Annotated in this window: 12 protein-coding genes; 8 read left to right on the forward strand and 4 right to left on the reverse strand. The window is 60.7% G+C overall.

The window, feature by feature from the left end:
* Window positions 1-37 precede the first annotated feature (37 nt).
* Together AC3ZU9_RS08720 and AC3ZU9_RS08725 are read right to left on the reverse strand one after the other, a co-directional pair.
* Window positions 38-964 (reverse strand): 4-hydroxyproline epimerase, encoded by a 927-nt coding sequence (locus AC3ZU9_RS08720; RefSeq protein ID WP_046036131.1) that lies wholly within the window; start codon window positions 962-964, stop codon window positions 38-40.
* Window positions 965-978: 14 nt separating this feature from the next.
* A complete protein-coding gene (locus tag AC3ZU9_RS08725) occupies window positions 979-2,604 on the reverse strand; it encodes an APC family permease (RefSeq protein ID WP_093545793.1) in 1,626 nt (541 codons plus the stop codon).
* A 187-nt stretch (window positions 2,605-2,791) separates the two neighbouring features.
* Between AC3ZU9_RS08725 and AC3ZU9_RS08730 the strand changes: the two genes are divergently transcribed.
* Both AC3ZU9_RS08730 and treS read left to right on the forward strand, forming a co-directional pair.
* Window positions 2,792-3,556 carry an AraC family transcriptional regulator gene (locus tag AC3ZU9_RS08730; protein WP_012724483.1) on the forward strand — a complete coding sequence of 255 codons (765 nt, stop codon included), beginning with the start codon at window positions 2,792-2,794 and terminating at the stop codon, window positions 3,554-3,556.
* 253 nt (window positions 3,557-3,809) lie between these two features.
* A complete protein-coding gene (gene treS / locus AC3ZU9_RS08735) occupies window positions 3,810-5,873 on the forward strand; it encodes a maltose alpha-D-glucosyltransferase (RefSeq protein WP_093545790.1) in 2,064 nt (687 codons plus the stop codon).
* Window positions 5,874-5,888: 15 nt separating this feature from the next.
* Here treS and AC3ZU9_RS08740 read toward each other — a convergent pair whose 3' ends face one another.
* Entirely contained in the window at window positions 5,889-6,338 is a 450-nt protein-coding gene (locus tag AC3ZU9_RS08740; RefSeq protein ID WP_052958940.1) for a response regulator, read from the reverse strand.
* Window positions 6,339-6,510: 172 nt separating this feature from the next.
* Entirely contained in the window at window positions 6,511-7,428 is a 918-nt protein-coding gene (gene ppk2 / locus AC3ZU9_RS08745; RefSeq protein ID WP_122811248.1) for a polyphosphate kinase 2, read from the reverse strand.
* Window positions 7,429-7,612: 184 nt separating this feature from the next.
* Between ppk2 and pstS the strand changes: the two genes are divergently transcribed.
* The 6 genes from pstS to AC3ZU9_RS08775 all read left to right on the forward strand — a co-directional run bounded on the left by pstS (window position 7,613) and on the right by AC3ZU9_RS08775 (window position 12,731).
* Window positions 7,613-8,641, forward strand: a complete 1,029-nt coding sequence (pstS, locus tag AC3ZU9_RS08750) for a phosphate ABC transporter substrate-binding protein PstS (RefSeq protein WP_012724479.1) — start codon at window positions 7,613-7,615, stop codon at window positions 8,639-8,641.
* 73 nt (window positions 8,642-8,714) lie between these two features.
* Window positions 8,715-9,683: a phosphate ABC transporter permease subunit PstC gene (pstC, locus tag AC3ZU9_RS08755; RefSeq protein ID WP_012724478.1), complete on the forward strand. Its 969-nt coding sequence runs from the start codon at window positions 8,715-8,717 to the stop codon at window positions 9,681-9,683.
* Window positions 9,680-10,573: a phosphate ABC transporter permease PstA gene (gene pstA, locus AC3ZU9_RS08760; RefSeq protein ID WP_012724477.1), complete on the forward strand. Its 894-nt coding sequence runs from the start codon at window positions 9,680-9,682 to the stop codon at window positions 10,571-10,573. Before pstC ends, pstA begins: the two co-directional genes overlap by 4 nt.
* A gap of 76 nt (window positions 10,574-10,649) precedes the next feature.
* A complete protein-coding gene (gene pstB, locus AC3ZU9_RS08765; RefSeq protein ID WP_217649954.1) occupies window positions 10,650-11,411 on the forward strand; it encodes a phosphate ABC transporter ATP-binding protein PstB in 762 nt (253 codons plus the stop codon).
* A gap of 31 nt (window positions 11,412-11,442) precedes the next feature.
* A complete protein-coding gene (locus tag AC3ZU9_RS08770) occupies window positions 11,443-12,141 on the forward strand; it encodes a hypothetical protein (RefSeq protein WP_490090596.1) in 699 nt (232 codons plus the stop codon).
* Entirely contained in the window at window positions 12,141-12,731 is a 591-nt protein-coding gene (locus AC3ZU9_RS08775; RefSeq protein ID WP_012724474.1) for a hypothetical protein, read from the forward strand. Before AC3ZU9_RS08770 ends, AC3ZU9_RS08775 begins: the two co-directional genes overlap by 1 nt.
* Window positions 12,732-12,774 lie beyond the last annotated feature (43 nt).

Consider the following 12,774-nt stretch of genomic DNA (forward strand, 5'->3'; position numbering starts at 1 on the left):
TAACTCCTGCAATCGTTCAGTTAAAGGTGGCCCGGGCTCAGATGCCCCAGGCGAAAGGGTCCTGTTCGTCGATCAGCAAGGTGCTGTCGGCGGTCATGTAGGCGCGGCCGGTGATGAAGGGGCGCACGCGTTCGCCGTCCCACTCATAGCGGCCCTCGAATTGGCTGCCGGTGATGCTCGCTTGTGTCCAGGTTGCTCCGGGCGCAAGTGTTCCATCGGCGGCCAGGCAGGCCAGCTTGGCGCTGGTGCCGGTGCCGCACGGTGAGCGGTCGTAGGCTTTGCCGGGGCACATGACGAAATTGCGGCTGTCAGCGTGGTCGTCGTCGGCAAACAGCTCGATATGGTCGATCAGCGCGCCGTCGGCACCGTGGATACCTTGGTCTTCAAGGGCCTTGAGCATCGCCCAGGTGTAGTCGGTGAGGGCATCGACGTTGTCCATCTGCAAGCGCTGGCCGTGTTCGGACACCAGGAAAAACCAGTTGCCGCCCCAGGCGATGTCGCCCAACACCACCCCGTGGCCCGGCACCTCCACCGGCACTTGGCGGCGATGACGGTAGGCGGGCACGTTGCCCAGGGTCACGGCGCCGTCTTCGTGCAATGTTGCTTCTACCAGGCCGACAGGCGTGTCGATGCGATGCACGCCGGGTGCGATGCGACCCACGTGGTGCAAGGAGGCGACCAGGCCAATCGTGCCGTGCCCGCACATGCCCAGGTAGCCGGCGTTATTGAAGAAGATCACGCCGCAGATGGCGCCCGGCGTGACCGGCTCGCAGTACAGCGCGCCGACCAGAACATCGTTACCACGCGGTTCCAGAATGCAGGCACGGCGCCATTTATCATGCTCGCTGCGCAGGTTATTCAACTGCTCAGCCAGGGTATTGCCGATGAGCTTGGGGAACCCGTCCATCACCAGGCGCGTCGGTTCGCCGCCGGTGTGGGAGTCGATCACATGCAATCGCTTCATAAAACGCTCCAGAATCAGTGGGTGGCCGGGGTCAGCGGGGCACGGCCGAGGGGCTCGTCGACCGCTTCGCTTTCATCGGCTTCGTGTTCCAGGCGCACCAGATGGGCCGGCACGCCAGTGGCTGCGCCCCAGTAGTAAATGCCCAGCGCGCAGACCGCGACGACGAGGGTGTCAAACGGGTGGGCGAGTACGCCGATACCGCCAAAGCTGCCGAGCTTGGAGAGCAAAAGGGTCACCGCATAGAAGCCGATCAGCCACGCGGATGAGCGCACTTGCTGCTTGAGGTTGAGGTGCGCGGTCGGCACCCAGCGCGCGCACAGCAGGTACACCCCGAACATCAGGATTTGCAGGCCGAGCAGCCAGGAAACCGTACTCCAGCCCGACCAATACACGATCAGCGCGGCGATGATGAACGACAGGGGGCCGAGCACCGCCATGCCCTTGACCCGGAACGGGCGCGCCATTTGCGGTGCATTGCGTCGCAGCGCCGCGACGGTGACCGGGGCGACCGCATAGCTGAGGATCAACGCGGCGGACACCACATTGATCAGCGCTTCCCAGGACGGGAACGGCAGGGTCCAGAACACCGACAAGCCAAAGGTCAGCCACAGCGCCGGGCGGGGGATGCCGGATTTCTCATCGATACGCGTGAAAATCTTGAAGAACGTGCCCGTCTGCGCCCAGCCGTACACCACACGCGGGGTGGCATTCATGTAGATGTTGCCGCAGCCGCTGGGGGAGATCACCGCGTCGGCCACCACCAGGTACGCCAGCCAACCCACGCCCAGCGCCAGGGCGATATCCCGATAGGGCAGCGCCAGTTGTTTGCTGATCCCGGCCCAGCCATCGGCAAGCATTTCCGTGGGCACGCCACCGAGGAATGCGGTTTGCAGCAACACGTAAATGGCGGTCGAGAGCAGTACCGAAAGGATCAACGCAATCGGAATGGTGCGTTGCGGGTTCTTCACTTCGCTGGCCACCGAGATGATCGGCGTGAGCCCCAGGTAGGCGAAAATCACGCCGCCGGCCGACACCGCCATCTCAATGCCTGACAGACCAAACGGCGCGAAACCCTGCACCTGGAAATTCGCCGGCTTGAAGAAGGTGAAGAGCACGCCAATCACCAGCAACGGCACAATGAACTTGAACACGCTCACCAGGTTATTGGCGATGGCGAAGGTTTTCACGCTGCGGTAATTGAGGATAAAGAACAGGCACAGCAGGGCGAACTGTACCAGCCAGCCGAGGGTGGTCGGGTCACTGGAACCGGCTTTGGTCAGCTCGGGAAACCACGCTGCAGCGTATTGGCGCGAGGCGACCACTTCGATGGCCACCAGGCTGGAAAATGCAATCAGCGTGATAAAACCCATGAGGTAGCCCAGCAGCGGGCCGTGGGAGTAGACCGGGTAGCGCACCACGCCGCCGGCGCGCGGCAATGCGGCGCCCAGTTCGCAGTACACGATGCCCAGCAGAAGCACCGCGAAACCACCGATCAGCCAGGAAATGATGCCCGCAGGACCTGCAATGGCGGAGACGTGACTGGCCGCAAACAACCAGCCCGAACCAAAGATGGCGCCCAGCCCGATAAAGGTGAGGTCCATCAATGAAAGTTGCTTCTTGAACTTGCCTTGACCTGACATAGCGTCGCCTTCTTGTGAGTTATTGGATAGGCATGCAGTGCCCCTACAGTGAACTCATGAACGGCGGCGCGATTGATGTTTTTTGCCGACAACGATGACGAAATCAGCACAGTTTGCACCGCTCGACAGCGCCTCAGGCATCGGGCAATCTGCTACGCGTCGAGGCCGCCAGTGGGGATCAGCCGTCATGATGCAGAGCGCGTTTGCAACCCTTTGCCAAGGGCCTGAGGCCAATCGGCCCCACAGCATCGAGCAGCTATTGGCCGGCGTGGCGCAGTTACTGCCGATGCTCGATGTGATCCCCAATGCGGCGATTTTCATCAAGGACACCGAGGCCCGTTATGTGCTCGCCAACCACACCCTGGTGCAGCGCTGTGGCCTCAAGCACCTGCAACCGTTGCTGGGCAAGACCAGTGCTGAAGTGTTCCCCGCGCAACTCGGGCCGGGTTACACCGAACAGGATCAGCGCGTGCTGGAGCAGGGGTTTGTACTGGAGGACCAGCTGGAATTGCACCTCTATGGCACCCGTGAACCGGGTTGGTGCCTGACTCACAAGTGGCCGCTGTACAACCACATGGGCGCCATCATCGGCCTGGCGGGCATCTCGGTGGACCTGCAAACCGCCAGCGAAAGTCATCCGGCCTACCAACGCCTGGCGGCCGTCGACGCGCACATCCGCGCGCACTTCAACCGCCGTGTCACCCTGGGTGAGCTGACGCGCATCGCAGGCATTTCCGTGGCGCAACTGGAGCGCTACTGCAAACGCGTGTTCCACCTCACGCCCCGGCAGATGATCCAGAAGGTGCGGTTGGAGCATGCCCACCGCTTGTTGCACACCGACATGCCGATCACCGAGGTGGCGCTGCAGTGCGGGTACACCGACCACAGTGCTTTTACTCGCCAGTTCAAGGCCTCGACGGGGTTTACGCCGAGGCAGTATCGGGAGACCTGAGCACCTACCTGCTGGGGTGTTAATGAACATCCAACTGTGTGCAGGCTGCCTGTGGTGAGGGGGCTTGTCCCTCGACGGGTTCACCGCCGACCCAAGGGGCTGCTTCGCAGCCCGGCGCAGGGCAAGCCTGCTCACCACAGCAAGCCCGCACGGTGATCGCTTTGTGTCAGTGCGGCCAGCGCAATGCAACGAATGGCCCGCACAACCCTCATATGTTCACGAGTAATGCTTCACGACGACAGGTATCAGGCTTATGACGGCGGCTGAAAACAACCATGTGAACTGGCTGGTGGAACAATCGATGCTGCACGCGGCACGCCAGCGGGCCAAGCTCTATTCGGGCCAAGGCCGGTTGTGGCAGCAACCCTATGCGCAGACGCGGCCACGGGATGCCTCGGCCTTGTCGTCCGTGTGGTTTACCGCCTACCCGGCGTCGATCGTGACCCGTGAAGGCGGTACGGTGTTGGAGGCGCTGGGGGATGAAGCGCTGTGGCATGCCTTGTCGAAGATCGGCATTCAAGGCATCCATAACGGCCCGTTGAAAAAATCCGGCGGCCTGAACGGCACGGAGCACACGCCCACCATCGACGGGAATTTCGACCGCATCAGTTTCGAGATCGACCCGCAACTGGGCACCGAAGCGCAATTGCAGGCGTTGACGCGCATGGCGGCGGCGCACAATGCGGTGATCATCGACGACGTAATCCCGTCCCATACCGGCAAGGGCGCGGATTTTCGCCTGGCCGAGATGGCGTACGAGGACTATCCCGGCCTTTACCATATGGTGGAGATCCGCGAAGAAGATTGGCCATTGCTTCCTGACGTCGCAGAGGGCCGCGATGCGCAGAACCTCAGCCCCGTCCAGGTTGATGCGTTGCGTGATAAACACTACATCGTCGGCCAGTTGCAGCGCGTGATCTTCTTTGAACCCGGCGTCAAGGAAACCGACTGGAGCGCCACAAACGTGGTGCTGGGCGTGGATGGCAAGCCGCGCCGCTGGGTCTACCTGCACTACTTCAAGGAAGGCCAACCGTCGCTGAATTGGTTGGACCCGACCTTCGCCGCACAGCAGATGATCATCGGCGATGCCCTGCATGCCATCGACGTGATGGGGGCGAAGATCCTGCGCCTGGACGCCAACGGGTTCCTCGGCGTGGAACGCAAGCTGGACGGCACGGCCTGGTCCGAGAGCCATCCGCTGTCGATCACCGGTAACCAACTGCTGGGCGGGGCGATTCGCAAAGCCGGTGGCTTCAGCTTCCAGGAGTTGAACCTCACCGTGGATGACATTGCGTCCATGTCTCACGGCGGTGCCGATCTGTCCTACGACTTCATCACCCGCCCTGCATACCAGCACGCGTTGCTGATGGGTGACGCCGAGTTCCTGCGCCTGATGCTGCGCGAAATGCACCGCCAGGGCATCGATCCCGGTTCGCTGATCCATGCGTTGCAGAATCACGATGAATTGACCCTGGAGTTGGTGCACTTCTGGACCCTGCACGCCCATGACACCTTCCTGTACCAGGGCCAAACCTTCCCCGGCAATATCCTGCGCGAGCACATTCGCGAACAGATGTACGAACGCCTGACCGGCGAACATGCCCCCTACAACCTCAAGTTTGTGACCAATGGCGTGTCCTGCACCACCGCCAGCATCATCACGGCGGCGCTGGGGATTCGGGATCTGGAGGCCATTACCGCGGCGGATATTCTGCAGATTCGCCAGATCCATTTGCTGTTGGTGATGTACAACGCCATGCAGCCTGGGGTATTTGCCTTGTCGGGCTGGGACTTGGTGGGCGCGCTGCCGCTGGCCGCCGAAGAGGTCGAGCATTTGATGCAGGATGGCGACACGCGCTGGATTCATCGCGGCGCCTATGACCTGGTGGACCTGAACCCGGACGCAGAATTGTCCGCCGGCCATATGCCGCGCTCGAAAAGCTTGTATGGCAGCCTCAACAGCCAATTGCAGGACCCTGAGTCCTTCGCCTCGCAACTGCAGAAAATCCTCGCGGTGCGCCGGGCCTACGACATCGCCGCCAGCCGCCAGATCCAGGTGCCGGAAGTGCAAAACCCAGGGCTGTTGGTGATGGTCCACGAATTGCCGGCCGGCAAAGGCACGCAAATCACTGCGTTGAACTTCGGCGCCACGCCGATCACCGAGACCCTGCACCTGCCGGATATCGCTGCGGGGATGGTGGTGGACATCATCAACGAACGGGTCGAGGGGGATTTGACGGCGGAGGGAGCGTTCACCATCACGCTGGATGCGTATGAAGGGTTGGCGCTAAGGGTCGTCAGCAGCGCCCCTATCTGACGCCCCGATACCCGGTCACCTTGCGCCTGGCAGCGCAAAGTAACCGGGTGAGTCTGTGCAAGGCGTTCGCAAAGGGTGAGCGGCAGCCTCCGGCAGGCTGCGCTTGGAACGGGCCATGAACCACTCCAGTACCAGGTATTCCGGTAAGCCGCAGCGCCAGTAACGCTCACCGTGGCTGGGCAGGTGCACCTGTTCGCTGTCGGCAGGCCGGCCATAGATAAACACGTTCGCGATGTCGTAGGCATCAAACGCCGAACCCGCCACGCCAGGCTTGCGTACCACGTGGTCAGCGGCCAGCAGCACATCGAAGCGCCTTAGCCCGGCGCGACTCAATTGCCGGCCTTCCCGGTCGCTGCTGGCGGTGGCGATGCAGTGATAGCCCATGCGGTTCAGCAGCTTTTCGATCTGCACGACATGGGCGTGAAGCGAATCCACGATGAGGATCCGCAGGTGTTTGTCGATCATGGCGAGGGTACCTGTCAGCTGTGCGCCGGGCGCGTTCCACATAGGGGTAGGGAAGGGGCCAGCGTACCGATGTCAGGCAGGAGATGATTTAAGACGGGTCTGAAAAAACAGGGAGGCGAGCGAACATCCCGATTCGTGATGCCGCCCGCCACCTACCTGCAATGGGGGTTAATCAGTAGCGCTGCGGCACGATGAGTTCCGGCGGCGTCGGGCTGCGCGAATAATCCTCCTGCCTCACGCGCTGCGGCAGTTCGATCACCGGCAGCTCGACTTCTTCATACGGCATCTGCCCAAGCAAGTGGTGGATGCAGTTGAGTCGGGCTTTCTTCTTGTCATCGGCTTGTACCACCCACCACGGCGCTTCGGCGATGTGGGTGCGTTCGAGCATGATTTCCTTGGCCTTCGTATACGCTTCCCAGCGCCGACGCGACTCAAGGTCCATAGGGCTGAGTTTCCATTGCTTGAGCGGGTCGTGAATGCGACTGAGAAAACGCAGGTGCTGTTCCTGGTCGGAGATCGAAAACCAGTACTTGATCAGTTGGATGCCGGAGCGGGCGAGCATCCGTTCGAACTCCGGAACGGTGCGGAAGAACTCTTCGTACTGGTCCTCGTTGCAAAAACCCATGACTTGCTCGACACCGGCGCGGTTGTACCAACTGCGGTCGAACAGCACGATTTCGCCGGCGGCTGGCAGGTGTGAGACGTAGCGCTGAAAGTACCACTGCGTCTGTTCACGGTCATTGGGCGCCGGCAGCGCAGCCACTCGGCAGACCCTCGGGTTCAGGCGCTGGGTGATGCGCTTGATCACGCCACCCTTGCCGGCGGCATCCCGTCCTTCGAACAGGATCACCACCTTGTGGCCGGTCTTGACCACCCAGCTCTGCAATTTCACCAGTTCGCCTTGCAGGCGGAACAGTTCGCTGAAATAAATGCGGCGCGCGGCTTTTTCGCTTCCTTCACCGACGTGCTCATCAAACAGCGCGTTCACGTCATGGCCATCTTCGGATAATTCCAGTTCCAGCTCTTCGTCACTGTGATCGAGCAATTCACGGTGGATGCGCTGTATCAAGGTGTCTTCTAGTGAGGACATGGCGGAACTCGCGTCGTGGGGGATGGCAAAGTCTTAGTCGCATTTTGTTACGAACCAATGACCACAAAATGCGGTGTTGTGGCGGGAGAGGGGGACAACTGGGCGTTTTGCCATTGCACGTTCATAAAACCGTAACAAGATTGTTGCAGAGTTGCCGAGCCCGAAATCACAAGGATTTTCCTTAATGAAACGTCTGATGAAGTCTGCTGCACTCGCCGTTGCGGTTTCTCTCAGTGCCACCTCGGTGTTTGCCGCCGAAAGCATCCGCCTGACCGGTTCCGGTGCGAGTTTCCCAGCGCCGATCTACCTCACCTGGTTCAAGGATTTCAGCAAGAAAACCGAAGGTGTCACGGTTGACTACCAGTCCAAGGGGAGCGGTGCGGGTGTACAGGACTTCCTGAACAAGACCGTCGATTTCGCCGCCAGCGACTCGGCCATGAAAGACGAAGACATCGCCAAGGTGGCCGAAGGCGTGCAACTGCTGCCGATGACCGCGGGTGAAATCGTGCTGGCGTTTAACCTGCCGGGCAATCCTAAAGAACTCAAATTGCCTCGCGATGTGTACTCGAACATCTTCCTGGGCAAGATCACCAAGTGGAACGATCCAAAGATCGTTGCCGCCAACCCAGGCCTGAAACTGCCTGACATGCCGATCACCGTTGTGGTGCGTGCCGACTCCAGCGGCACCACCGCCGTCTTCACCAAGCACCTGGCGGCGATCAACCCTGAGTTCCAGAAGGACTTGGGCGAAGGCAACACCGTCAACTGGCCCGCCAGCGACAAATTCATCAAGTCGCCGAAGAACGATGGTGTGACCGCCACCGTACGCCAGACCCCAGGCGCAATCGGCTACATCGAGTACGGCTTCGCCAAGCTGGCCAAGGTTGACTTTGCCCAACTGCAGAACAAGGCCGGCAAGTACGTGGTACCGAACGCCGAAAGCGGCGCCGAAGCCCTGGCTGCGGTGAAAATGCCGGAAAGCCTGGTGGCCTGGCTGCCGGATCCGGATGGCGCCAAGTCCTACCCGATCACGTCCTACACCTGGATGATCTTCCGCAAGGACAACGGCAACCCAGCCAAAGCCAAGGCCATGCGTGAAATGGTCGAGTACAGCTTGACTGAAGGTCAGAAAATCGCTGATTCGATGGGCTACATCCCACTGCCGCCATCGGTGGTCGAACAGGTTCGTAAAGCGTCCGCCAACATTAAGTAAGGCTCGCCAGGCCGCTCTCGGTGAGGGTTTCATCCTTGCCGGGAGCGTTCCCCCCTTGTTCCGGAATTAGCCCATGAACACACCTTTTGTCGTACCGGATAACCCGGATTCTGCGTGCCAGCCGCCGTCCACGAAGGACTTCCTGGTTGACCGCACCTTCCGTGCACTTGCACGCATAGGCGTGGTGCTGGTGCTGGCGCTGGTATTCGCGCTGGTCTTCGAAGTAGGGCGCAAGGCACTTCCAGGCATGGAAAAGCACGGCTTTGATGTGCTCTTCGGCAGCGTCTGGGACGTTAACCAAGGTAAATACGGCATTCTGCCGGCGATTTGGGGCACGCTGTACAGCGCCTTCATCGCGTTGCTGATCGCCGGTTTTTTTGGCGTCAGCATGGCGATCTTCCTGACTCAGGACTTTTTGCCCGCCAAGCTTGCTGCAGTGTTTCGCACCATCGTCGAGTTGCTCGCCGCGATCCCCAGCGTCGTTTACGGCCTGTGGGGGATCTATGTGGTGATCCCGGCGATTCGCCCGCTGACCGCGTGGTTGAACAGCGAGCTCGGCTGGATTCCGTTTTTCGGCACCTCCTTGAGCGGGCCGGGCCTGCTTCCGGCAGCCCTGGTGTTGGCCATCATGATTTTGCCGACCATCGCTGCCGTCTCCCAGGACGCCCTCACGGGTGTGCCGATGAAAACCAAGCAAGCCGCCTACGGCATGGGTACCACCCACTGGGAAGCGATTCTCAAGGTAATGGTGCCATCCGCCGCGACCGGCATCTTCGGTTCGCTGGTGCTGGGCCTTGGCCGCGCCTTGGGTGAAACCATGGCACTGGCCATGTTGGTCGGTAACGCCAACAACATTTCTCTGTCGCTGTTTGCACCGGCCAACACGCTGGCGGCCTTGTTGGCGCTGAACTTCCCCGAAGCCGGCCCGAACGAGATCGAAGTGCTGATGTACGCCGCACTGGTGCTGATGTTCATCACGTTGCTGGTGAATGTCATCGGTTCGATGATCATGGTCTACGCCCAGCGGGGGACTAAACAATGACTGACCTTTCTTCGCCTATCACCGCCATGCCCAGCCTGCAGCGCCGGTTCGAAGGCCGTGCCCTGCGCAGCCTGGTCCTGACCACCCTGGTGTGGTTCGGGGCGTTGTTGGCCAGCGTGCCGCTGATTTCCGTGCTCTACATGCTGATCACCCGTGGCGGTGCACGCTTGAGCCTGGAAGTGTTCACCGAATTGCCACCCACCGGTTTCGAGACCGGCGGTGGTTTCGGCAACGCCATGGCGGGCACCTTCGTCATGGTCGGTATCGCGGCCGCCATCGCAGTGCCGGTTGGCATTATGGCGGCGATTTTCCTGGCTGAACTGGGGCCGGACAGCAAGCTGGCAAACGCCTCGCGCTTTGCCGCGAAAATGCTCACCGGCTTGCCGTCGATTCTGGCGGGTGTGTTTGCCTACGCCCTGGTGGTGATGACCACCGGCACGTACTCGGCACCGGCGGGTGGCGTGGCGTTGGCCGTGCTGATGCTGCCTATCGTGGTGCTGACGGCCGAAGAGTCGATGAAAATGGTGCCCAAGATCATGAAGGATGCCGCCTACGGGATGGGCTGCACCCGTTCGCAGGTGATCTGGAAAATCGTCTTGCCCACCGGCATGCCCGCGATCCTCACGGGCGTGATGCTCGCCGTGGCACGCGCCGCCGGCGAAACCGCACCGCTGTTGTTCACCGCGCTGTTCAGCAACTACTGGATCTACCACGACGGCAGCCTGGCAGTCATGAATCCGACGGCCTCGCTGGCCGTGCTGATTTACAACTTCTCCGGCATGCCCTTCGACAACCAGCTTGAGCTCGCCTGGGCGGCCTCGTTGGTGCTGGTAATGATCGTACTGGTCGTGAATATCGTGAGCCGTATTTTCGGCAAGCCCAAGTACTAAGAACGGGAGCACCTGAATTTTGAACATGTCATCCGCGCAAATAGCCGCTCCGTTTATCACCCAGTCGCCTGTGGTCATGGACTGCAAGCTGGACAAGATTTTCTACGGCAACTTCATGGCGGTGCGTGACAGCCATGTGCCGATCGAGAAAAACAAGATCACCGGTTTCATTGGCCCGTCCGGCTGCGGCAAATCGACTGTATTGCGCAGCCTCAACCGCATGAACGACCTGGTGAAGGGCTTCCGTTTCGAGGGCCATGTGCATTTCCTCGGCCAGGATGTGTACGGCAAGGGCGTTGACCCTGTAGTCGTGCGCCGTTACATCGGCATGGTTTTCCAGCAGCCCAACCCGTTTTCGATGAGCATTTTTGACAACGTGGCCTTTGGCCTGCGTCTCAACCGCTACAAGGGCGACCTGGGCGACCGCGTCAAGCACGCGCTGCAAGGCGCCGCGCTGTGGGATGAGGTCAAGGACAAGCTCAAGGTCAGCGGCCTGTCGCTCTCCGGCGGCCAACAGCAACGCCTGTGCATCGCCCGCGCCATTGCCACCGAGCCGGAAGTGTTGCTGCTGGATGAGCCGTGCTCGGCACTGGACCCGATTGCCACGCGCCGGGTTGAAGAGCTGATGGTTGAGTTGAAGAAGGACTACACCATCGCGCTGGTGACCCACAACATGCAGCAGGCGATTCGTGTGGCCGATACCACCGCGTTTTTCTCGGTGGATATCTCCCAGGGCACGCGCACCGGCTATCTGGTTGAAATGGGCGCCACCACGCAGATTTTCGAGAACCCACGCGAACAAATGACCGGGGACTACATCAGCGGCAAGTTCAGCTGACCGACTCATGCACCGTTTTTCAGGATTGCCAATGTCTGCAACGCATCGTCTTGATCTGGCCGCGATTGAACGCGCACTGCGCGAGGTACAGAACCGTTTTGCCCAGCTCAGCCGGGACTTTACCGAGCCACGCGACCCGCTGACGGACGAAGTGCTGCAGAATGTGCTTGAAGGCTACGCCCTGATTGACGACTATGTTGCGCGCGGTGTTGACCTGTTCGACCTCCAGCAACTGAACCTGATGCTGGAGATCAATGCCACCGTGCTCTGCGGTAAAGACCCGGTTCGCCGGCAGGAATACGCCCAACACCTGGCGGCCACCGAAGAGCATTTTTTCAACAATGTCGAGGGTGGCATCAAGGATTTATACGGCTGGTACTGCAGGCACCACAGTGAATCGGTGTGGAAGCGCGCTGCCGGTGTCTACGTGCGAGTCCTCAGCAGGCCGCAGTTGTTTGTCGAAGGCAATCACCGCAGTGGGTCGCTGATTGTCAGCTACCTGCTGATGCGGGAGGGCTTGCCGCCGTTCGTACTGACGCTGGACAACGCCGAGGGCTATTTCAACCCGTCCTCGGTCATACGTAACTCCGCCAAACATGGCGTAATGGCATTGTACGAATTGCCCAAGATCAAGAAAAAATATGCAGCGTTCCTGGAAGATAAGGCCCCTGACCCTATAGCGTTTTTCCTGAGCGACACACCGGCGCCCGTCTGCCAAGGGGGCCATTGATGGGAAGGTACCCAGTGCTCGACACAATCAAGCGGGTGTTCAAGCGTCAGCGTATCCGTATCTCTTTTGATATCGACGACACGCTGGCCTGCCAGCTTCACCACAGCGCGACCGAGCACAGCCGTTTGCCGGCATGTGTACACCGTTGGCTGGGCGAGCCGCTGCGCAGCGGCACCCGCGCCCTGACCCGCGAACTGCGTCGCCAGGGTTGCAGCGTCTGGGTCTACACCTCGTCCGGCCGGACCCCGTCCTACATCCGCCGTTGGTTGCTGCTGTACGGCATCCACGTCGATGGCGTGGTCAACAGCGTGCGGCACAATCAAGCGCTCACGGAGCGCGGGCTGTCGAGCACACCGTCGAAATTCCCGCCGGCATTCGACATCGACCTGCATGTCGATGACTCCGAGGGTGTTCAGCTTGAAGGCTTCGATCACGGTTTCCGCGTTGTGGTCGTGGACCCGGAAGACGAGCAATGGGCGCAGCGCGTGCTGGATGCCGTCGCACAGGTCCAGGCGCAGCTCGCCCGGCAGCAACCGCAACGGCACAAGGTGCCTGTGCGGGCCTATCCGGGGCTGACGTTGAACGGATAAGCCATTCCCAGGGCTAAGCAAAAAGGGGGCGACTGATGGATCA

The sequence above is a fragment of the Pseudomonas sp. A39 genome (assembly GCF_058145955.1).